The following is a 22490-nucleotide window of genomic DNA, read 5'->3' as shown; positions in this document are numbered from 1 at the left end:
ACCGTATGTCCATTTATTTTGCATTAAATAGAATCCGGTTTTCCCGCCTTCACCCGTTTCTAACTTCATTTTGGATATAATCCCATCAATTACGCCGTCGTCATGATGGCGATTGCGAGGATAAATATGCTACTTTTTACCCCAGGACCGACGCCCGTACCCGAGTCTGTAAGACTTGCGATGGCAGAACCGACACTACACCACAGAACCCCCGAATTTGAAGCGATTTTCAAAGAAACACGGGAATTGCTTTTTGAACTTTTTGCCACAGATGAAGTAGTCATGCTCGCCAGTACCGGAACCGGTGCGATGGAAGCGGCAGTGACGAATCTCTGCCGGGACACACTGCTCAATATCAATTCGGGCAAATTCGGTGAGCGTTTCGGAAAAATCGCCCAGGCGCACGGGCTGAGTAATATCGAGATCAAACATGAATGGGATACGCCTGTGGCGGTCGAGGAAGTGGTGGGAACACTCGCCGCCAACCCGTCCGTTGATGCCATTGCCGTTCAGGTCTCTGAATCTGCCGGCGGTTTGCGGCACCCGGTCGAAGAGATCGCCAAAGCGGTCAAGGAGATCAGACCGGACGTGATGATCATTGCAGACGGCATCACTGCCGTAGGTGTTGAACGTATCGATGTAAGCCATATAGACTGTCTGATCGCAGGAAGCCAGAAAGCGCTGATGCTGCCTCCCGGGCTGGCAATACTCGGTTTGAGCCATGCGGCGGTTGAGAAGACCGGTGCGGGAAAGGGGTACTACTTCAACCTCGCTTCCGAGATCAAAAAACAGCGGCAGAACACGACAGCATATACTGCGGCAACGACACTGGTCATCGGTCTGGGTGCCGTACTCAGACAAATAAAAGCGGAGGGTGGTTTCGGAAAACTCTACTGCGATACGGCACGCCGTGCCAAAGCGACACGTTTCGCACTTGAAGCGCTCGGACTGCATTCTTACCCGCAGATACCTGCGCGCTCCATGACGACCATTGATGATGTCAATGCCTCAGAGATCAGAGATCTGCTTAAAACCGATTTCGGTGTCAATGTTGCCGGCGGACAGGATCATCTCAAAGGAAAGATCTTCCGTATCAACCAGATGGGGCTTATCGCACCGTATGAAATGGTATGGGTGGTCAATGCGGTTGAACTGGCGCTCGCAAAACTCGGACGCAGAGACTTTGACGGAACGGCCAGCCGTGTATTTAACAAAGAGTTCTTTAAGTCGACACTGAACCCATCCTCGAACAAAGAAGAGAAATAATGATATTTGAACACGAAATCCCCAGCGGCAGCCGGCTTTATTTCGGTACCAGTGCCAAACTAAAACGCGAGATTGAATTCGTTTCTGCCGAAATGCTTGAAAACCTCGGGTTTGAAGAAATTGTGACACCGCTTTTTTCCTACCATCAGCATGAGTGTTTTGAGGACAAGAAACCGTTGGTCAGACTCAATGATGAATCCAATCATGAAGTGACGCTGCGTGCGGATTCGACAGCAGATGTGGTGCGCATCGTCACCAAAAGGCTGGGACGCAGCACCGGTTCCAAAAAATGGTTCTACATTCAGCCGACAGTGACTTTCCCGACAAGGGAACAGTATCAGATAGGTGCGGAGATCATGGGTGGTGATTTTGGAGAAATTGTCAGGTCGGCAACCATGCTGCTTGGGGAAATAGGTATTGAACCGGTAATGCAGATCGCCAATATCAGGATTCCTCAGCTGCTGAACGAAAAATACGGTGTCTCGCTCGGGATATTGAAATCCATGCATGTCGAACAGATCATGCAGGCGGATCTTCCCTGGATAGATCAGCTGGTACGTATCAATACGGTTGCAGACCTTGAATCACTTGAAGCCTTCCCCTCAGACATCAGGGAAGAACTTGAAAAGATCAAAGCCGCAACACAGAATGTATCCTATGAAAAGATGGTGGTCTCACCGCTTTTCTATGCCAAAATGCGCTACTATGATTCTCTGACATTCCGAATGTTTGAAGAGAACAGTCTCCTGGCGACAGGCGGTATCTACACGATAGACGGCGTGGAAGCAGCGGGATTTGCACTTTATACAGATGAGTGTATCGTCTCCAAAATGAACAGAAATAAGGCAGAGCAAGATGGGCAGTAAAGCAGATTTGATCGTAGGACTCCAGTGGGGAGATGAAGGCAAAGGAAAGATCGTTGACCATATGGCACAGACCCATGACTATGTGTGCCGTTTTGCAGGTGGACACAATGCAGGGCATACGATTGTCATCGGCGATAATACATATGCTCTGCACCTTATTCCTTCCGGTGTACTCAACCCTGAGGCAAAGAATATCGTAGGGAACGGTGTGGTGCTTTCTCCTGTAGATTTCATTAAAGAAATGGAGCAGTTTGACAACCTTGAAGGCAGACTGTACCTTTCTGACAAAGCACATATTCTGCTGCCGTATCATGCTGACATAGACCAGGCAAGAGAACGGATGAAAGGTGACAAAGCCATCGGAACGACAGGAAAAGGTATCGGACCTGCCTACGGTGACAAGGTAGCACGCGTCGGACACAGGCTCGGAGAGCTGCTGCATCCTGAGAAACTGACATCCAAGATCATTGCATTCTTTACCATGAATAAACCGGTTTTTGATGCCATGGGCGTACCGATGCCCGAAGAAAAAGAACTCCTTGCTGATCTCAGAGAGTACAAAAGGGTACTCTCTCCGTTCATCTGCGATACGACACAGCTGATGTGGAAGATCATCGATGAAAACAAAAAGATCCTGCTCGAAGGTGCCCAGGGCACCATGCTTGACATCGACCATGGTACCTATCCGTATGTAACTTCTTCTACAACAGTAAGTGCCGGCGCCTGTTCCGGACTGGGGATCAACCCGAAAGATATAGGAAAAGTGACAGGGATCGCCAAAGCCTATTGCACCAGAGTGGGTAACGGTCCCTTCCCGAGCGAGGATCTCGGGGAAGAAGGAGACAGACTTCGTAAAAACGGACATGAGTTCGGTACGACAACAGGAAGACCGAGACGCTGCGGATGGTTCGATGCCGTGGCAATGCGCCATGCCGTACGTGTCAATGGTGCCGATCAGGTTGCGCTGATGAAACTTGATGTTCTTGACGGTTTTGATGAGATCAAAGTCTGTGTAGCCTATGAATTCGAAGGCAGAGAGATCGACTATGTTCCCTATGACCTTGAAGATGTCAAGCCGGTGTACAAAAGTTTTCCGGGATGGGAAAAAACGGAAGGTGCAAGAACCTTTGATGCACTTCCCAAAACAGCAAAATCCTATATTTTGGCGCTTGAAGAAATGATCGGTACAAAAATCGGTATCATTTCAACCAGTCCGGAACGCGAAGATACCATTATCAGATAACGTCATTGGAGCAAAGTTCAATGACTGTGCTGTCGCCATGACCGCTTCAACAGCGGGGTACCCAAGAAGTCTTCTTTCGGGGTGTTCATGCGAGCAGTCGCATTTTAGGTGTAAAAAAGTTCAATAAAGTATAATTAAACACAAGGAGTATCAAGCCATGAGATTGAAACCACAACAGACAGGATATGTAGCGACCAAGATAGGGATCGATCTGGCAAAAGCTCCCTTTATTACCCTTCCCAAAGGAAAAGAGGCAGTGGTTGAAGCGGCAAAAAGGATTATTGACGAAAATCTGGCAAAAGAGCATGCTCTTGATGAGAAAGTCAAACATATTCTTGATGAGAACTACGATGAGATCGAATTCCAGCATGCCGATGAAAGACAGCTCTTTTTCATGATCAAAAAGAAAATGGCACCGGAATTCGGCGTAATCATGAATTATGATGACCGTTACAATGACCTTGCCCACCTTATTCTTGACGAACTCTATGAGAATTATCTGGCAGAGTACACCGTCAATGAAAACCAGGTGAAGAATGTTATTTTCAAATCTTTTAAGACATTTGCCGATGCCTATGACGAGATAGACGATATCGTGTACAACAAGATCAGAAATATGGAAAAAGAAGTGATCCCCGGTTCACAGGATTATGAGTTGCTGTATGAAAGACTGTACCAGGAAGAACTTGCCAAAAGAGGAATGTTGTAATGCAGAAAATTTCTTTATATTTTGAAAACGGATTGATGCTTGAAGCCAAAAGCTTCGGTGCAGAAGGTACATCAGTAGGAGAGATCGTGTTCAATACGTCTCTTACAGGCTACCAGGAGATCGTTACAGATCCTTCTTATGCAGGGCAGTTCGTAACATTTACTATGCCTGAAATTGGTAATGTAGGATGTAATGCACAAGATATGGAAAGCAAAGGTGCTTATTGCAAGGGTATCATCGTTCGTACTTATCAGGACAGGCCCTCTAATTTTAGATGTGAAGAAACATTGTCAGAATTGCTTAAAAGAGAGAATGTTCTGGGTATTTCAGAGATCGATACACGTTTTTTAACAAAAATGTTGAGAAATGAAGGTGCCATGATGATGGTGGCTTCTACAGAAATACATGAATTGGATGAACTTAAAAAGATATTGGCATCATCTCCCCGGATCGAAGAGATTAACTATATCGAGCAAGTGAGTACCAAAGAGAGTTATGTACATCATGAATCACGTTACAATGCCCAGACATTTGCATATGAAGCACCGCAGACAAACAGGAAGATTATTGCGCTTGATTTTGGAATTAAAAGAAATATCCTCAATGAACTGACCCATGCGGGTATGGAAGTGACCGTGGTGCCGAACTCCATGACTGCGGAAGAAATTATTGCCAAAATGGATGCAAAAGAGATTGATGGTGTATTCCTCTCCAACGGTCCTGGAGATCCGCTGATCCTCAAAGGGGAACAGGAGAAGATCAAAAAACTAATTGCTGCAAAAGTACCGTTGTTCGGTATCTGTCTCGGGCATCAGCTGCTTTCCATTTCTCATGGATATGATACCTATAAACTGAAATTTGGGCATCATGGCGGTAATCATCCCGTAAAAAATACGGCCACAGGAGCAGTAGAGATTACGGCACAGAACCATAACTACAATGTGCCCGATAACATTACAGAGGTGGCTGCAGTGACACATGTGAATCTTTTTGACAATACGATCGAAGGCCTCAAATACAATGATTCACCGACGATGTCGGTACAGCATCACCCCGAAGCAAGTCCCGGACCGCATGAAAGTGCATACATCTTTTCAGATTTTAGAAAGATGCTTGGATAGCGTTCGCAGGTCGGGGTGTTCTCACCCCGACAATGACTATGATGTAAAATTTGTGTTGGGGTGCCCTCACCCGGACCTACGAAAAAGAAGGATATTAAATGAATATTGCAATCCTATTTGGCGGATCAAGCTACGAACATGAAATCAGTATCGTTTCTGCCATCACCATGAAAAAAGTACTTAAAAAAAGTACTTTGACCTATATCTTTGTCGATGCAGACAGAGAATTCTACCTGATAGACACTGCCAAGATCAATTCAAAACTGTTTTCTTCGGGGGACTATAAGAAAAGTAAACCGCTTATTTTGAAAAAAGGCGGATTTTTCACAGAAGGAATGTTTGGCAGCAAGAAAGTGGATTTTGATGTTGTCTTGAACCTTATCCACGGCAGAGACGGGGAAGACGGAAAAGCTGCTTCACTGCTGACCTTTTTTTCTGTACCCTTCATCTCTCCCCGCCTTGAAGCATCGGCACTCTCCTACAACAAGCTTTACACGAAATTTCTTGCAGAGAGTCTCGGTGTCAAAACACTTGCCTATGAGCATCTTTCCAAAAACAGTGAACGCAAAATCATGATGGACTATCCGGTCATTATCAAACCGGTACGTCTGGGAAGCAGTATCGGAGTGAGCATTGTCAAAAATGAGAACGAATTGGATTATGCACTGGATGTTGCCTTTGAATTTGACAATGATGTGATTGTAGAACCGTTCATAGACGGTGTAAAAGAATATAATCAGGCCGGGTGTCATACCGGTAACTGGGAACTTTCCATCGTAGAAGAGCCGCAAAAAGAGGAATTCCTGGATTTTGAGAAAAAATATATGGATTTTTCACGTGATTCCCAGGTACTTTCTGCCGATATCACAGAGGAGTTGAAAACCGGTATTCAGCACACGTTCAAAACGATATATGATCCTCTTTTCAGAGGCAGTATCATCCGGTGTGATTTTTTCGTTGTCAATGACGAGATCTTTTTGAACGAGATCAATCCTATCCCGGGTTCAATGGCGAACTATCTTTTTCCTGATTTTGAAGGGATGGTCGAGCGTCTTTCAAAGGCACTTCCCAAAGAAAAAACCATACATGTGGATTACACCTATATCCATTCGATCCAAAGTGCAAAAGGGAAGGCTTAAATCGTCAAAAAACAGCATTAAATAGGACTTAAAAACTCTTATTTAATTCCTTCTCCTCCCCTGAAACGTGGCATTTGCTACAATTTTATACATTTTGTTAAACATTAGTTAACATTTCTTCCTTTTCTCCCGGCAAATTAAGCATTTTATGTGAAAAAACAACCTATAATTGATGCGAATGTTGGCATTCTATGCAACATAAATTTACACAAGGGGGTATGCATGCAGTCAAACGCAGCATTGGAATATGATTATTCCGTAGCGAAATTGTTTACTTATACAGCAATTTTGTTTGGATTGGTAGGTATGTTACTTGGTACGCTCATCGCGGCACAAATGGCATTTCCTGAATTAAACTACTTATTTGGGCAGTATGGAACTTTTTCCAGATTGAGACCTTTACACACGAATGTGGTTATTTACGGGTTTACAGTGAGTGGGGTCTTTGCCACATTCTATTACTCAGCACAAAGGGTCTTGAAAGTATCTATGGCTGAGTCCAAATTTATCATGTTTGTTGGTAAATTGCAGTTTGGACTTTATCTGATCGCGGCAACCGGTATGGTTGTAACACTTCTTCTTGGAATTACAACGACAAAAGAATATGCTCAGATGGAATGGCCACTGGATATACTGATTGTTCTGATCTGGGTACTCTGGGGCGTAGCAATGTTCGCATTGATCGGTATCAGACGGGAGAAAGCATTGTATATCTCTATGTGGTATTACATCGCTTGTTTCCTCGGGGTAGCGATGCTTTACCTGTTCAACAACATGGAAGTACCGACTTATTTCGCATCAGGCGGAATCGGCAGTATGTGGCACTCAGTATCTATGTACTCCGGTACAAACGATGCACTGGTACAATGGTGGTGGGGTCACAATGCGGTGGCATTCGTCTTTACTGTGCCTATCGTAGCAATGATCTACTACTTCCTGCCAAAAGAATCCGGACAGGCAGTATATTCCTATAAATTGTCTCTTCTCTCTTTCTGGGGTCTTATGTTCGTTTACCTTTGGGCAGGTTCTCACCACCTTCTGTGGTCAACCGTTCCTGACTGGATGCAGACAATGGGTTCCGTATTCTCTGTAGTACTTATTCTCCCGTCTTGGGGTTCAGCGATCAACATGCTCCTTACCATGAAAGGTGAGTGGAACCAGTTGACTGAAAACCCATTGATCAAATTCATGGTACTGGCATCTACATTCTATATGCTTTCTACTCTTGAAGGACCGATTCAGGCTATTAAATCAGTCAATGCGATTGCACACTTCACAGACTGGATCCCGGGACACGTTCACGATGGTGTACTCGGTTGGGTTGCATTCATGATTATGGCTGCATTGTTCCACATGGCTCCGCGTATGTTTAAAAGAGAGATTTACTCCAGAAAGCTTATTGAAGCACAATTCTGGATTCAGACAACAGCGGTTGTTCTCTACTTTACTTCTATGTGGATCGCAGGTATTACACAGGGTATGATGTGGAGAGCAGTTGATGAGTATGGTAACCTGATGTATTCATTCATCGATACTGTTACTGTACTTCACCCATACTATGCGATCAGAGCATTGGCCGGCGTACTTTATGTAACCGGTTTTGTAATGTTCGCTTACAACATGATTAAAACTATGACTTCTTCTAAAGTATTGACAGAAGAACCTCAGTTCAAATCACCTATGGCATAAGGGAGGTAGGTTATGTTTCATTGGTTGGAAAAAAATCCGTTCTTCTTCGCAGTAGGAGTATTTTTGGTTATCGCGTTTGCAGGTCTCGTTGAGATCCTGCCTAACTTTGCAGAGGCTTCAAGACCGGTCGTTGGTCTTAAGCCCTATACCGTGCTTCAACTGGCCGGTAAAAATGTCTATATGAAAGACCAGTGTATCGCTTGTCATTCACAGTTGATCCGTCCGTTCAAAGCAGAAACAGACAGATACGGCCAGTATTCACTTTCCGGTGAGTATGCCTATGACAGACCATTCCTTTGGGGTTCCAAAAGAACCGGTCCAGACCTTCACCGTGTAGGAAACTACAGAACAACTGAATGGCATGAAAACCATATGTGGGATCCGACTTCGGTAGTACCAGGGTCTATCATGCCTGCCTATAAACATATGTTCAGCAACGCTGCTGATATTGCAACAGCCTATGCTGAAGCAGTAACCGTAAAAAATGTATTCCATACACCATATGGTGATGATATCAAAGCAGGTAAAAAAGCGTGGGAAGCATACAGACCAAAAGTTTTGGCTGAAGCAAAAAAGATCGCTGCCAACATGAAGAACAAAGATGTGAAAGATGCAGTTAATGCAGGAAAAGTTCCTGAGATCGTTGCACTGATAGCATATCTTAACAGTTTGGGATCAAGCCGTTATGAGGCGAATAAAGTAAAATAGATGGGTATTAGAGAACTTCAAGGCTATGCCAGTTTTTTGATGACCATTTTATTTGTAGTGGCATTATATGGGTATATAGTGTACCTTTATAGAAGTGAAAAAAAAGGTGAGAAAGATTACGAAAAGTTTGGCAACATCGCTCTCGATGACGAGATCGACAGTACGCCTATAAACTCGAGTGATCCTATCAGCGATGAAAAAAAGGAGCGAAATAAATGAATGCATTAATGATAAAGGGGCTACTCTTTGCGGCAGTGCTTATCGGCGCTACGATCTTTGTAGTTGAATCGATGCACATCGATCTGAGTGATCCAATCAACTTAATAACAATGATCGGTGCGATAGCGATTGCAGTACTGACAGTAGGTGTCTCTATTAAGTACATCAATCAGATGAAGACAGATACTGCGAGCGGAGAACTTACAGATGAGAACTGGGACGGTATCGGCGAATATAAAAATGAACTCCCAAGCGGTTGGGCATACTCATTTTTAGGAACAATCATTTGGGCACTCTGGTATTGGACGATGGGATATCCTGTCAATGCCTTCAGTCAGATAGGCCAATACAACGCAGAGGTAAAAACGTATAACCAGAAGTTTGAAGAGATGCACAAAAATGCAGACAAAGCAACACTTCAGCAAATGGGTGAGTCTATTTTCCTTGTGCAGTGTGCCTCATGCCACGGTGTAACAGGGGACGGCCTTTCAGGCAAAGCACAGGATTTCGGAAGCAGAATGACAAAAGAACAGGTTCTCTACACGATCAAGCACGGTTCAAACCAGCTTGGTTTCCAAATGGGTGCAATGCCTCCGATGATGGCACAGGGGAAAGATGCTGAAGAGATAGCCGCATGGATCGCCGGCGGCATGAAAGGCAAGCAGCCTGCGGCATTTGCAACATGTGCCTCTTGTCATGGGCCTGACGGTAAAGGTATGAACGGTATGGCACCGGATCTTGCCGGATACAACGAGACACTGGTCAAACATGTGCTTGATCATGGTAAAACAGGTGAAATCGGCAGAATGCCGTCATTTAAAACCATGCTTACCCCAATTCAAGATAAAGCATTGGCTGTATATATTCAGTCTTTGTCAAACTAAGGAGATAAGATGGCAGAAAATACAAACAGAAACGTATTTAGTCTAAGCGGCGTGACAGGAATGTTGATCGCAACGGTACTCCTTTTGAGTATTCTTGTGTTCCTTACTGTCTGGGGACTTGATGTGCAGCAGAAGTCAGCAACCAATCCATACAATCCTGCACCGATTGTAGACAGTTTGGATAACGTGAAGACGATCAGCAAAGACAATGCAAAATTTGCATTTCAAAATGCCAAGTAATTCATAAAGGATAAAAAATGATTACAATTATGGATAAAGTACTGGGTTGGGCCATGGTTATTACTGCGGTATATACAGCATGGGCTGTACTTACACCAAACCACTTGTACGTAGGATAAATATATGATCAAAGCAAAAGTAAGGTTTTCCTTGCTTGCTTTGTTACTACCACTTCTTCTGAATGCATCACATATTCTCAAAAATGACCTTTTAAATCCTCAAGCTTCAAAACTCATTGAAGATATGGGCAATGAACTCGCTGAAAAAACAGATATTCATGGTTATGTGATTGCAACTAATGAGAATTTTCCTGTAAAATTCAATTTGGTTACCTACAGTAAAAAGTATGAAGATAACATGAGCAAGCCGTATGTCGTATTGATATTCGCAGCCAATGCACGTCTTACGGAGAAGTCCACACATCGAGGCAGGATCGCACTGATCCCGTCCAGCACTGAAGTGGGCAAACTGTATGACAAAGGTGATGTCATAGATGCGACGATAGATGTAGTAGCATCCAAAGACAAGAATACCAAAGAAGACAAATTTAATGTGGGCATAGTCCAGGGTTTTTCTGAATTGGCAGACCAGATAGCAAGCGCAAAAAATGTAAAAATGACAACAACGATCCCCAATGACACACGGTATGTCATCCGTGCTCTGCAGGTGGTTGTGATCATTGGTGCGATATTGGTATTTTGGATGTTTCTGTTCAGACCGATATATATGAGGATAAGACATGGCAAAAGAAAATAAAAATAAAACTTACTGGCCCCATATGATACTGGGATTTTTGCTGGTAGGGATCACTTTGGGGTACTGGACTGTGAAGTCTGCTACTTCTGTACCTGTCCAGGAAGAAAATGAGTATATGCTGAAATATCAGAAAGCGGATACGAACATCAATCAGATCATGGACAAAAAAATTGCTTTTGACAAAGCATATCTGATACAGATCACAAACGTTGAAATGCAAGTACCGGCGAAAAATGAAATTTTGCATCGCAAACAAAAACCGCATATTGTACTTGCAAAAGGCGTAAACCGTTTTGTGTATGAAGTCAAGGACAAAGAAGGGAACCCGGTTCCTGATGCAAATGTGACATTCCTCCTCACCCGTCCCCATACTGACATGGATGATATTAGCATCGCGAAGGTACCTTTTCAGGGAGACAAATATGTCGTGGAAAATATCAATATTCAAAAGCCCGGACGCTATATTCTGCGTTTAAGGGCAAAGATTGGTGATAAAGTCGGTTATTCCGATATCCCGGCATATCTCAAGCCTGAATAAACAACCCAGAACCGGAACATATTCCGGTCTGTATTCAATATTTTCTGTCATTTTGACAGATTTCCATACTTTATAGTCACTCTGTGTTATACTCTTTTCCATGAAGCAATTACATATCTACCCAACCTCAAGAGCCCTTAGAAGCATCAGTCGTTCCTTTACCGTTTCAGAAGGATTTTTACCTACGCTCATGCGTATGGACGAATTTGAACAGCGGATCGTACTGATGAAGGGGAAAATGCTGGTCGATCCGCTGCAGCGGATATTGCTGCTGAAAGAGGCAGCCGGATTTGAAGCATTTGAAATGCTTCGTGTTGACCGTGAGCTTATCCGTTTTTTTACCAAAAGTGAAGCCCTGTTTAAATTTTTTGAAGAACTTGCTGCAGAACAAGTTGATTTTGATATGTTGGCCCAGGCAGATGCCTATGCAGAATTTGACAGGCATCTTCAAATCCTTGAGCAGTTGCAGGAGCGCTACAAAGTACTGCTTGAGGCAGGAGGCTGGACAGACCGCATGTTCATTCCGCAGACCTATACATTGAATGAAGGGTTTGTGAAAGGGTATGAGAAAATAGAAATATTTCTTGAAGGATACTTGAGCCATTTCGAACTCGAACTCCTGGAGAAAGCAGCAGCACATACAACGCTGATCATCCACTACACTACCAGCGCTTTCAACCGGAAAATGCTGGAGCGTTTTGAAGCCTGCGGTATTGGCCTGCAAGCCAATAGGGCAGTTAGCTTTGATCTTGGCAGCCAAAAAATTGTGAATGATCACCCCAATACGGAATCTATTGACGCTGTTGTGTACAGTGTCGAAGAGCGTGACGAACAGGTCGCTCTGGCCTTTATGAAAATAGAAGAAATGGTCCAGTCCGGTATGGCACCCGAAGAGATCGTACTGGTGCTTCCGGATGAGGATTTCAAAAAACACTTTATGCTTTTTGATACACACAACAACCTGAACTTTGCCATGGGCTACGACTATGCGAACGGACGGATCTACCGCTCTCTCGATGCGCTGTACCGCTACTGGCAAAAGCATGACAAAGAGAGTATCGCATTGATGGAACGCTACGGCCTCATGAAAGAGGAGATAAACGTACTTAATGCCGACGCACAGGTCCGTGTAGAAAGGTTCTTTCGTTTCGTACAGGAAATTAATCTGCTCGATGCAGAAAAGCAGGAGCGTGTCGAAGAAAAATACCGGCATTTCCTGACACTCTTTCACAAGGCGACCCTCAGCTACAAAGAGTGGCTGTTCCTGTGGCTTAAAACACTCTCAAAGATCACATTGGATGATGTACGGGGAGGCAAAGTAACCATCATGGGTGTACTGGAGACAAGAGGAGTTTCCTTTAGAGGCGTGGTGATCGTGGATTTCAACGAAGGTATCGTGCCGGCAACTTCGAGCAAAGATCTCTTTCTCAATTCGGCAGTCAGGACTTTTGCCGGACTGCCGACACGTTTGGACAGGGAGTCTTTACAAAAGCAGTATTACAACCGTCTGCTGCAGCAGGCGGAAAGCGCAGCCATTATTTACAGTACTTCGCAGAGCAGCCTGCCCTCGAAATTCCTCTACGAGCTGGGACTGGAGGACGTACAGCGGCCCAAAGTTCCACTCAGTCTGCTGTACGACCATCCCTCCCAGCTGAGAGAAGAGGAAGATCCGATGGTAGAAAACTTCGATGCCTATGCCCAGACCTGGTCCGCTTCGAGACTGAAGACTTACCTGGAGTGTAAACGAAAGTACTACTACCGCTATATCAAAAAGATCAAAGCGAAAGAAGAGGATGAACTCAATGAAGGGGCTTTTCTGCATGCTCTCCTCGAAGAACTTTATAGGGAGCAGAGCAGTTATGCAAGTGAAGCAGACCTGACTAGGAGGCTGCATGCCCTGATGGATACACTCTTGCCTGATGAAGATGCGAAGAGCCGCTACAGAAAACTGCTCTGGAGGGAAAAGCTCAAAGGATTTGTTGAAAAAGAGATAGCGCATTTCAAAGCGGAGTGGTATGTGGCGGAGAGGGAGCTTGAAGTTTCGGGAGAAATAGGCGGCTTGAAGTTCAAAGGACGCATCGACCGGATCGACCAGAATGCAACGGATACCCTGGTGCTCGACTACAAAAGCGGGAGGGTGGAGAAAGAACCCAAAAGACTCAACCCCGAGAAGATAAGTGATTTCCAGATGAGCATCTACCATCAGCTGCTGCAGAAGCGCTATCAGAATATCTCGCTGGCCTTTGTCAAGATACTTGAAAAGGGAGAGAAACAGCAGGTCACGCTGCTTGAAGAACGCAATGAGCTGCTGGGAGAACATATTGTGAAACTCAAACAGACAAAAAGCTTTGTGGCTGAAAAATGCGACGACTTGCAGAAGTGTACCTATTGTGAATTCGCCCTGATGTGCGGGAGAGGGGAGTACTTATGAGTTTCAAACCTTTTTTGGCCTATTCTGCCTCAGCGGGAAGCGGTAAGACCTTTGCACTCTCTGTGCGGTATATTTCACTGCTTTTTATGGGGGAGTCGGCAGGAAGCATACTGGCGGCGACCTTTACGAACAAAGCGGCAGCGGAGATGCGGCAGAGAGTAGTGGATTCGCTGCGTCATCTTGGGGAGAACGAAGCCTTTCTCAATGCCATTGTCGTGGAGACAGGGATGCATAAAAAAGAGTTGTTCCAAAAGCAGCCGGAGGTCTTGAAACGCTTCCTCTCCTCTGATGTGCACATCGTCACGCTGGACAGCTTTTTCTCAAGGATTTTGCGTTCCGCTTCTCTGGAGCTCGGGCTTGAACCTGATTTCGTGACCAAGGAGCAGCCGGAAGAGGAGCTGGAGAAACATTTCCTCGAGGAAGTAGATGCGAACGGCTTGCTCTTCGAGCTGGTGAAACTGGCTATGGACATTGAGGACAAACGCTTCAGGAAGATATTTGACCTGATGCAGAACTTCTATAAGGTCGATCCTCTGCTGCCGGAGCAGCCAAAAGTGACACTCTCCGTCAGCAAAGAGGAAGAAGCCTGCGAGATACTGCGCATGGAGATGCTCAAAGCACTTGAAAGTGCCGGTGCACCGGACCGCTGTCTGAAGCAGTTCGACACGAAGAGTACCAAAGAGCTCTTTGGAAAGAAGCTCTTTGAAAAAACAACCCTGGGGGAGCACTCCTGGTATAAAAAGACCGTCAACGGTGAGATAGAGGCTGTCTATGCCGCCTTGAAACAGAGGTTGCTGCTTTGGGCCAGAGCCAAAGAGATGGTGGTACTGCATCATATCTTCGGGATCTACGACTACTACAGAAATGCGACGATCACCAATGCCCGGAATTCCGGTGTACTGACCTTCGATGATCTGACCTACTTCACCTACCGTCTGCTGCACGAGAGCATCTCCAAAGAATTCCTCTACTTCAAGATAGACGCTAAGTTCAAACATATTCTTCTTGATGAGTTCCAGGATACATCTACACTGCAGTTCCTGCTGCTAAAGCCGCTCATAGACGAGATATTTTCAGGACAGGGACAGAGTGATTTCAAATCTTTCTTCTATGTGGGAGATACCAAGCAGTCGCTCTACCGTTTCCGCGGCGGGGTGGAAGAGCTTTTTGACAAAATAGCAGAACGGTACGGTGTGCAGATCGAACAGATGGATACCAACTACCGCAGCAGCAGAGAGGTTGTGGCGCAGGTGAATCGCTGGTTCGAGCATACCATGGAGGGGTACGTTCCCCAGAAAAGCGGACCGGACGCCAGTGAGGGGTATGTGGAAGTTTTTGAATCCGAAGAGATCATAGACGATGCGGTCGCACAGGCACAAAAGCTTCTGAATCTTGGGGTCGATGTGGATGATATCGCCTTTTTGGTCAGTACGAACAAGGATGGACAGAACCTGCAGGAAGCCTGTGAAAAGGCGGGCATCGCCACACTGCTGAAGACTTCCTCCTCTTTGAAGAACCTGCCGAAGGTCGCAGCGCTGGTTGCGATGGTCTCCTACCTTTTCGGCGGAGAGAAGATCGATGCAGAAGCGATGCTCCTGAAAGTGGGCAAGAGATTCGACCAGGTCGACCTCTCCTGGTTCTCTGTTTTTATGAGCCCGCTTCAGATCGTTGACAGACTGATCCGGGAATTCGGCTATTTCGACAACGACCGCAATATGCTCAAACTGCTTGAGTTCGCTTCCTCCTTTTCGGACATCCCTACCTTCATGGAAGAGTTCAGGACGTCGAGTATTTCTGTGGCGGCCCACTCCGTCCACGGTGCGAATATCATGACGATACACGGCTCCAAAGGGCTGGAATTTGAATATGTGATCGTACTGGACAAGCTGACCCGCCCCAACAGTGACAAAGCCCCTCTGATCTTCCATTACAACGATGACCTGACCATAGACCAGGTGCTCTACCGGACACAGAACAGAGAGCATTTTGACGACCACTATGCGAGGATCATGGAGGAGAGGAAAGCCTCTTCGCTCAAGGACAGGAAGAATGTGCTCTATGTGGCTTTGACCCGTGCGGCGGAAGGGTTGATCGTCATTAAGAAACCGGAAGGGTCTATTTTTGATGAGATCAATATGGTTCCAATGTGCGTAGGCACATTGGAAGTGAAGCATGAAGCGTGCAGAACGAAGAGTGAAGATATCGAAGTTGAATCGGTCACTATTTCAGATTACGGTACGCAGGAGGTCAGTACGCAAGAGGAGGAGGAAGAGAAGGACTATGCGGCGATCCTTTTTGGTACGGCACTGCACTACACTTTGGAGATCATGGGAGATTTTGATACGCAAAGTTTGAAGCATGCCCTGGTGTCGGTACAGAACCGCTACGGGCAGCTTCTGGGACGTGAGGGGTTGGCAGAGATAGAACAAAGGGTCAGCGCATTGATAGGCAATGAAACGTTCCTGTCTCTTTTGAACGGGGTGAAGATCATGAAAGAGCAGTCCCTCTCTTATGAAGGGGAACTCAAGCAGGTAGATCTGCTGCTGGAATATGGCGACCATATGCTGGTAATAGACTACAAGAGTTCGAAGAAATATGCTCTGAAGCACCAGAGTCAGGTACAGTATTACCAGAGGGCCGTCGCACATCTCACAAGAAAGCGTACCGAGGGAATGATAGTCTATCTTCTGGAAGATAGAACGGAAATGCTGAGGTTATAGTATCAGGAGATAAATCTGATAGGTACAAACAAGTTTGTTATCCAGAGGGAAGTCAGTAACAGTAAAAAGCTTCCTGTCAGGATCAAAGTACTTTCCCATAGCGGAAAAACGGCTGTATGAGTATGTGCTTTCTCTTTCCTGTCTGATGGCATATTCATTCCTGTCATTTCTGTGCCTTTGGGTTCCGGAATGGCTGACATCATACCGTGTTTCAGCCCCCTGGCGACAAGCCAGGAATTGATGGGGTAGGCAGTGATCATCCCTGTGATGGTTGCCAGAGACATCACACCCCAGAACAACATATGATTGGGATTGTCCGCACCGGGAAGTTTATGCATCAAAATGACCATGGTCGGTATCATTCCCAGCATGACCATATTCATTGAAACGGTTTCTGCAAAAAATGTTTTGCGTACGGCCAGCCAATAATTTCCTTTGTACATGCTCAGCATAAAAAGTGCCTGAAAAATAAAAAGACCTACAATAAATGCCGAGAGATATTCAATAGAAAGATCGATACCGTTGGACAATCCGAAATGATACACGACAACAGCAGAAAAAATGATACCTGTCGCATCCCCTGCAACACAGTGCAGCAGGGAACCTACTGCCTGTTTCCAGTGAACATTAATGAAAGCATCATGCATATGAGGTATAGGTTGCCGGCAGGAGAGCAGATAGATCAACAGTCCTATGGGACCGGTATACAGGACTACCAGTATCCAGGCAAGTTTCATGAGTCTGGTGGTAGGTGTATTGGTAAAAAGATCCCAGACCAAAAATAGCATTGAACCGGTTGTAAGTATGTACCAGAGTATCAGCATACCGTCTATAAAATCTATCATGTGCCTGTCCTTTATGTGCCTGAATATTTTTTGTATTGGATCAATTCTATCTGTATTGCGTGCACAATTCGTGCACGCAATAAAATTATAATGCGGGTAATTCGATCATATCAGCTGGATGAGGTCGATGAATTTATAATACAAAGGATTACATATGAAATTATTTAAAATTGCAGCCGCAGCAGTATTGGCATTTGGGCTTACAACCGCTGTTTATGCTGAAATGGGCGGAAGCGGTATGTCTATGAAAAACGGCATGCAGATGCAGGGAAAAATGGCAATGGCTGGTGATTTTGATACACAAAAGTCTATGATGCTCAAACGTCTCGATAAAATGAAAAACTGTATTGAATCATCCAAAAATTCTGATGATTTGAAAGCCTGTAAACAGGATATGATGCAAAAAATGAAGAAAATGAAACAAATGAAGGCAGGCCAGAAATCTATGAAATGTGCTGCAGGTAAATGCGGAGCTAAATAAGACTGCTGTTTGTCCTTCCCTCATTTAGTCGGCAGTATGCCGGCGCCTATGCACTGGTATGCAAGTAAAACTTGCACGCTATCTGCACAAAATTGTCCTACAATAGAAAATCTCATACGAAGGATTATCATGAAAAAAACATTTCAGGTAGAAAATGTCAAATGCGGCGCTTGTGCAGCGACACTTAAAAATAAACTGGCCCCCGAGTTTGGAGAGATCGAAGTGAATCTCGATACCCATCCAAGAGAGATCACGCTGGACATAGAAGAAAGTCAGCTGGATGCGCTTCAGGCAGCATTGCGTTCTCTTGGCTATCCGTTAAGTACGGATGAACTGGGATTCGTGGACAATACTACCGCCAAGGTCAAAAGTTTTGTCTCCTGTGCCGTAGGAAAAATTGAAGGTGAAGAGTGTTAAAGTGTATACCAAACTATCTTGACATCAGAAGTTGTTTTTCAATAGAAAATAGAAATTTACCGTTATATTCTTAAAATAAACTTAATTTAAATAAAATGTAAGGTTAAGTGGGTATTATTCCTCCACGAAAAGCGAAAGCTTATAAATATTAAGGATAACTCATGAAAATGACAAAGGTATTAAAACCTTCCGAAGTACAGCGTGACTGGGTTTTGATCGATGCTGAAGGTAAAACTTTCGGTCGTATCTTAACTGAAGTATCGACACTTCTCAGAGGTAAACACAAGCCATCATTCACACCGAATGTAGACTGTGGTGATTACGTAGTGATCATCAATGCGGAAAAAGCGAAATTCACAGGTGTTAAACTTGAGGATAAAGAATATTTCACCCACTCAGGTTACTTTGGTTCGACTAAGAGCAAAAAACTGGGCGATATGCTTGAAAACCATACAGAGAAACTTTACAAGCTTGCGGTAAGAGGTATGCTTCCAAAGACAACTCTCGGTAGACAAATGCTTAAAAAACTGAAAGTATATGCCGGTGCCGAACACCCACATACTGCACAAATCAATAAGGAAGCGTAATCATGGCAACTATTTATGCAACAGGAAAAAGAAAAGCGGCTATCGCTAAAGTCTGGTTGACTCCGGGTAACGGTGAAATACTTATCAACGGTAAAACACTTGACCAGTGGCTGGGTGGACACGAAACACTTAAAATGAAAGTCAGACTTCCTCTTGAAGCGACAAAGCAGCTTGAGTCTATGAACGTAAGAGCAACTACACTTGGTGGCGGTTATTCTGCACAGGCAGATGCATTGAAGCACGGGATTACCAAAGCATTGGTAGAATTCGAACCGTCTTTCAGAGCGATCCTTAAGCCAATGGGACTGCTTACCCGTGACTCAAGAGTAGTTGAGCGTAAGAAACCAGGTAAGAAAAAAGCGAGAAGATCTCCGCAGTTCTCAAAAAGATAATCGGTACTTTAGCTTATCTTTCGCAAGAGGGTTTCCCTCTTGTACCTCCTTCCTATTTTATTCTTTTATATTTTTTCAAACTATATACAACAGAAAAGCGCTAATATACTTTTTATTAATGTGTGATACTCCTGATGATTGGGGTTTCTTTTTTACTTTTTTTAGAAAAAAGTAAGCAAAACAACAAAGTAAAACAGTGGAATGAAAGGTATAGATTATGACCATTTGGAAATATGAGGAGAGTAAGGATACGCACCGGTTGGTGAAGCTCTATAAGGAAGACCATGGCGAGGGTGAGTATATGGGTGATCTGGATGAGGAGAGCATCAAGCGGATGATCCTAAAGATCAAGCCTGATATCAATGTTGTTCAGGCGTATGGTACCCTGGCGTATTTCGGTATGCTGCCGATACTGGTGACCATAAAACCCTAATAGGGGTTGACCAGGAAGTAAGCACCTATGGCGAAGGCAAGGGCAGCGACACTGCGTTTGACCATCACGCCGATATTATTCCCTATCTGGCAGGAACTGCATTGTTTGTACTTTTTGGCTTCGTACTGTGCATAAAAGAAAAAGCTTATCATCAAGGCAATGATGAGGGGAAAGGCGATTTTGTCGAAAGTATAGATATTCTCTACGGTTTCCTTTGAAAACTTGAACAGAGGTGTGAAAAGAGAAAGTCCCATCAGAATGAGCAGTTTGTCCGTGAAACTGACAAAATAGTCTTTTTTTGAAAAAGTCGGACATACATCATCTGTCTGGGGCATAAGCCCTTTGCCTGCAAGAGCACTGAGTATTTTCTCTCTGGTATTTTTGTTGACCTTGTCAAGGATATTCCCGCCAAAGGTAATGTCTATCTTTCTTTGCAGCGTTGCGGCAAGTTCCCGGTCATCAATATCTTCGTAGTGTACCTGTCCGTTCCGGTCTTCATACACCAGTTTGATCTTTCCGTAGCGCGGTATGGAAACTGTGACATCCGGATAATGGATACTGCTCTCTTCTGAATCAAAAAGATCTTCATTTTTGATGATGCGCGGGTTGATATACTCGTGATAATTTTCACCCTCTTTGATGAGGATAATATTGTAAGGGTAGGCAATCTGCATAGCAGCCATGGCATTGAAATCATGTGCCTGCATCGTATCGCGCATATCTTCTATGACATCCCAGAGCGTTTGATTGAATGAGCGTACATCTGTTGAAGTGCAGTTCATTCTGTCGTCAGGGTAGATAACCAGTTTTTGTACCATTTTGTCTCCTGTAAATACTTGTAAAAGTTAATAAATCTATGAAATTTTAAAAATATTTATATGAACGGAAAGAGATACAGATACCGTTTGAAAAGGTATCTGTATGAAGGGTTAGTGGCTTTTGCCTACCACAATGATCATTTTAATGTTGATGGCGATAAATCTGATAAATTGCCAGATAAGGCATGTTCTCATAAATTTTACAAAACCTGTCGGGACCATCGTTGTAAAGTTTTGGTCATACGGTTTTACTGTTTCTTCTATTCTTTGCATAAAATCTCCTTTATTTTTATAGTTGTATGGATAGACAGAGACACTTGTCCCTGTCTATGATATTTTCTTACTCAGGGATGAGTGTCCAGCCCGGCTTGAGTTTTGCTTTGTATAGGAACATATGATGCAGGATATGCTTGATCCAGTGTCCTGCAAGTCCGATCTCACCGAAGGTATAGTCAAGGTCACGTCCAAGTCCCGGATATTTCTCGAAGTCCGGAACTACAGGATAGACGGTCAATGCCGCAGCGGTACCGTCTGTAAGACCTTTACCTGCAGAGGCAACACAGGCTGCACCCATTTCTGCCATAGAGGCTTCATGCAGATGGGCATTATTGCCTTCTCTGATAAGGTCACATACGGAATGTGCAACGGCTTTACCGATAATACCTGACGGCATACCTGTTCTTGGCGGTGTCGGGTTGATCGGGGTTCCGTTTGGCGAAGTCATTGGTTTTGAGATCAGGTGCGGCGGTGCAAAAGCAATACCACAGGCGAACATATTTGCGTATGTCGGGTTCTGATAGGTTCTCGGCCAGTCAGATGCTTTCCAGTTCTCATAGGCACCGGCATCATATTTTGCATCGACTTTCATAAATCCGTTTGGTGCAAAAATAGTGTCAGTGATATCGGAACCGTCTTTGTCGTAGGCTTTAAGTCCCACACCGGCAAATGGCGGGATAAGCATTGCAAAGTCAAACTCTTCTTCACCTGTTGTACCGTCAAGAAGCTCATAATGTGCTTTGCCTGCTTCTACTTTTGAAACATGTGCCCCGATGATCCAGGGGATACCTCTCTCAGAGTAGAGAGATTCAGCAAACAGTCTTGAAGAGGCAGCATAACCGCCGCGCTTCATATGAAGACCGCCGATACCGAAGTCTCCAAGGAAGGATTCATTGGAGATCCACTTGATTTCAAGGTTGTTTCTGACACCTGCTTTGTTCGCTTCATGTTCGATATTGAAAATGTATTCGAATGCCGCCCCCTGGCAGGTACACATACCGTGACCGGTACCCACAAGGATTTTCTGCTTTTCTGTTTTTGCTTTCTCAAAGATTTTTTTGAGCTCAAGGTTCGCATGTACGGCATGGTCAGCGGTACAGACAGACACCGTATGACCTTCGTCAAGACCCGGAGTCGCACCGAAGTTCAGTTTCGGACCGGTTGCATTGATGAGATAATCATAGGTAAGCTCTTCGGTCTGACCCTCTTTGCCCTGTCCAGTATATTCGATAGTGATATATTCTTTGTCACCGTTCTCTCCGCCGTTCGGATGGATCGATACCGCTTTGGCCTGTCTGTAGTCGATACCTGCTTTTTCATAGACAGGTGCCAGAGAGAAGACAACTTCCTCTTTGGTCATCTGGCCTACACCTACCCATATATTTGATGGGATCCAGTTCCATTGTGAATTTGGAGTAACAACCACTACTTCGTGTTCGTCACCCAGCCAATCTTTTGCAAATGTTGCAGCAGTGTGTCCTGAGACACCACCGCCCATAACTATTAATCGTGCCATATCCTTCCTTCGTAAATTAATTTTAGACATAGTCATTTTAGGCCAACCTCTTTTAAAACTAAATTAAATCTTATAATTTAATTATTTTTATAATCGTAATTTATAGTTTAAATTATGTTTAGCAAAAAATAGTGCTTATTACGTCATTTTATAAAACATGATAATCAAATTAATTGATGAATATAGGATAAAAATT

24 protein-coding genes are annotated in these 22490 nt (G+C 44.4%); 20 read left to right on the top strand and 4 right to left on the bottom strand.

What is annotated here, in order from left to right; translation table 11 throughout:
- The first annotated feature begins 126 nt into the window (after positions 1-126).
- The 15 genes from F8L24_RS05370 (at position 127) to F8L24_RS05300 (ending at position 16529) form a co-directional block, all read left to right on the top strand.
- Positions 127-1266 (top strand): alanine--glyoxylate aminotransferase family protein, encoded by a 1140-nt coding sequence (locus F8L24_RS05370; protein WP_294952785.1) that lies wholly within the window; start codon positions 127-129, stop codon positions 1264-1266.
- Positions 1266-2132, top strand: coding sequence for an ATP phosphoribosyltransferase regulatory subunit (locus F8L24_RS05365; RefSeq protein WP_294952782.1), 867 nt, complete (start codon positions 1266-1268; stop codon positions 2130-2132). Before F8L24_RS05370 ends, F8L24_RS05365 begins: the two co-directional genes overlap by 1 nt.
- Entirely contained in the window at positions 2122-3375 is a 1254-nt protein-coding gene (locus tag F8L24_RS05360) for an adenylosuccinate synthase (RefSeq protein WP_294952779.1), read from the top strand. The genes F8L24_RS05365 and F8L24_RS05360 overlap by 11 nt, the downstream gene beginning before the upstream one ends.
- A 157-nt stretch (positions 3376-3532) precedes the next feature.
- On the top strand, positions 3533-4084 hold the full coding sequence (locus F8L24_RS05355) for a DUF507 family protein (RefSeq protein WP_294952776.1): 552 nt from the start codon (positions 3533-3535) through the stop codon (positions 4082-4084).
- Positions 4084-5205: a glutamine-hydrolyzing carbamoyl-phosphate synthase small subunit gene (carA, locus tag F8L24_RS05350; RefSeq protein ID WP_294952773.1), complete on the top strand. Its 1122-nt coding sequence runs from the start codon at positions 4084-4086 to the stop codon at positions 5203-5205. The genes F8L24_RS05355 and carA overlap by 1 nt, the downstream gene beginning before the upstream one ends.
- Positions 5206-5303: 98 nt before the next feature.
- Positions 5304-6344, top strand: coding sequence for a D-alanine--D-alanine ligase (locus F8L24_RS05345; protein ID WP_294952770.1), 1041 nt, complete (start codon positions 5304-5306; stop codon positions 6342-6344).
- Positions 6345-6566: 222 nt separating this feature from the next.
- Positions 6567-8033, top strand: coding sequence for a cytochrome-c oxidase, cbb3-type subunit I (gene ccoN / locus F8L24_RS05340; RefSeq protein WP_294952767.1), 1467 nt, complete (start codon positions 6567-6569; stop codon positions 8031-8033).
- A 12-nt stretch (positions 8034-8045) separates the two neighbouring features.
- Positions 8046-8741, top strand: a complete 696-nt coding sequence (ccoO, locus tag F8L24_RS05335) for a cytochrome-c oxidase, cbb3-type subunit II (protein ID WP_294952763.1) — start codon at positions 8046-8048, stop codon at positions 8739-8741.
- Complete coding sequence (locus F8L24_RS05330) at positions 8742-8960, top strand: cytochrome c oxidase, cbb3-type, CcoQ subunit (protein WP_294952759.1); 219 nt, start codon at positions 8742-8744, stop codon at positions 8958-8960.
- On the top strand, positions 8957-9844 hold the full coding sequence (locus tag F8L24_RS05325) for a c-type cytochrome (protein WP_294952756.1): 888 nt from the start codon (positions 8957-8959) through the stop codon (positions 9842-9844). Before F8L24_RS05330 ends, F8L24_RS05325 begins: the two co-directional genes overlap by 4 nt.
- Before the next feature lie 9 nt (positions 9845-9853).
- Positions 9854-10084, top strand: coding sequence for a DUF4006 family protein (locus F8L24_RS05320; protein ID WP_294952753.1), 231 nt, complete (start codon positions 9854-9856; stop codon positions 10082-10084).
- A gap of 159 nt (positions 10085-10243) precedes the next feature.
- The gene (locus F8L24_RS05315; RefSeq protein ID WP_294952749.1) at positions 10244-10840 is read left to right on the top strand and encodes a hypothetical protein; all 597 of its coding nucleotides are present in this window, start codon (positions 10244-10246) and stop codon (positions 10838-10840) included.
- Positions 10824-11378, top strand: coding sequence for a FixH family protein (locus tag F8L24_RS05310; RefSeq protein WP_294952746.1), 555 nt, complete (start codon positions 10824-10826; stop codon positions 11376-11378). The genes F8L24_RS05315 and F8L24_RS05310 overlap by 17 nt, the downstream gene beginning before the upstream one ends.
- A gap of 190 nt (positions 11379-11568) precedes the next feature.
- The gene (locus F8L24_RS05305; protein ID WP_294952743.1) at positions 11569-13809 is read left to right on the top strand and encodes a PD-(D/E)XK nuclease family protein; all 2241 of its coding nucleotides are present in this window, start codon (positions 11569-11571) and stop codon (positions 13807-13809) included.
- On the top strand, positions 13806-16529 hold the full coding sequence (locus tag F8L24_RS05300) for a RecB-like helicase (protein ID WP_294952741.1): 2724 nt from the start codon (positions 13806-13808) through the stop codon (positions 16527-16529). Before F8L24_RS05305 ends, F8L24_RS05300 begins: the two co-directional genes overlap by 4 nt.
- Positions 16530-16531: 2 nt before the next feature.
- Here F8L24_RS05300 and F8L24_RS05295 read toward each other — a convergent pair whose 3' ends face one another.
- Positions 16532-17374, bottom strand: a complete 843-nt coding sequence (locus tag F8L24_RS05295; RefSeq protein ID WP_294952738.1) for a DUF4396 domain-containing protein — start codon at positions 17372-17374, stop codon at positions 16532-16534.
- 154 nt (positions 17375-17528) lie between these two features.
- Here F8L24_RS05295 and F8L24_RS05290 point away from each other — a divergent pair, with 154 nt between their 5' ends.
- The 5 genes from F8L24_RS05290 (at position 17529) to F8L24_RS05270 (ending at position 19684) form a co-directional block, all read left to right on the top strand.
- Positions 17529-17855: a hypothetical protein gene (locus tag F8L24_RS05290; RefSeq protein ID WP_294952735.1), complete on the top strand. Its 327-nt coding sequence runs from the start codon at positions 17529-17531 to the stop codon at positions 17853-17855.
- Between the two features lie 129 nt (positions 17856-17984).
- Complete coding sequence (locus F8L24_RS05285) at positions 17985-18272, top strand: heavy-metal-associated domain-containing protein (protein WP_294952732.1); 288 nt, start codon at positions 17985-17987, stop codon at positions 18270-18272.
- 167 nt (positions 18273-18439) lie between these two features.
- On the top strand, positions 18440-18859 hold the full coding sequence (gene rplM, locus F8L24_RS05280; protein ID WP_294952729.1) for a 50S ribosomal protein L13: 420 nt from the start codon (positions 18440-18442) through the stop codon (positions 18857-18859).
- Positions 18860-18861: 2 nt separating this feature from the next.
- Complete coding sequence (rpsI, locus tag F8L24_RS05275) at positions 18862-19251, top strand: 30S ribosomal protein S9 (RefSeq protein WP_294952727.1); 390 nt, start codon at positions 18862-18864, stop codon at positions 19249-19251.
- A 217-nt stretch (positions 19252-19468) separates the two neighbouring features.
- Positions 19469-19684 carry a hypothetical protein gene (locus F8L24_RS05270; protein WP_294952725.1) on the top strand — a complete coding sequence of 72 codons (216 nt, stop codon included), beginning with the start codon at positions 19469-19471 and terminating at the stop codon, positions 19682-19684.
- On the opposite strand, the gene F8L24_RS05265 is transcribed toward F8L24_RS05270, so the two are convergent.
- The 3 genes from F8L24_RS05265 to F8L24_RS05255 form a co-directional block, all read right to left on the bottom strand.
- Positions 19681-20502: a peptide deformylase gene (locus F8L24_RS05265; protein ID WP_294952723.1), complete on the bottom strand. Its 822-nt coding sequence runs from the start codon at positions 20500-20502 to the stop codon at positions 19681-19683. The genes F8L24_RS05270 and F8L24_RS05265 overlap by 4 nt on opposite strands.
- A 111-nt stretch (positions 20503-20613) precedes the next feature.
- Positions 20614-20775, bottom strand: a complete 162-nt coding sequence (locus F8L24_RS05260; RefSeq protein WP_294952720.1) for a hypothetical protein — start codon at positions 20773-20775, stop codon at positions 20614-20616.
- A 67-nt stretch (positions 20776-20842) separates the two neighbouring features.
- A complete protein-coding gene (locus tag F8L24_RS05255; protein ID WP_294952717.1) occupies positions 20843-22294 on the bottom strand; it encodes an FAD-dependent oxidoreductase in 1452 nt (483 codons plus the stop codon).
- Between the last annotated feature and the right edge of the window lie 196 nt (positions 22295-22490).

The organism is Sulfurovum sp., assembly GCF_015493435.1.
GTDB lineage: Bacteria > Campylobacterota > Campylobacteria > Campylobacterales > Sulfurovaceae > Sulfurovum.
This window is presented reverse-complemented; position numbering and strand designations above follow the sequence as displayed.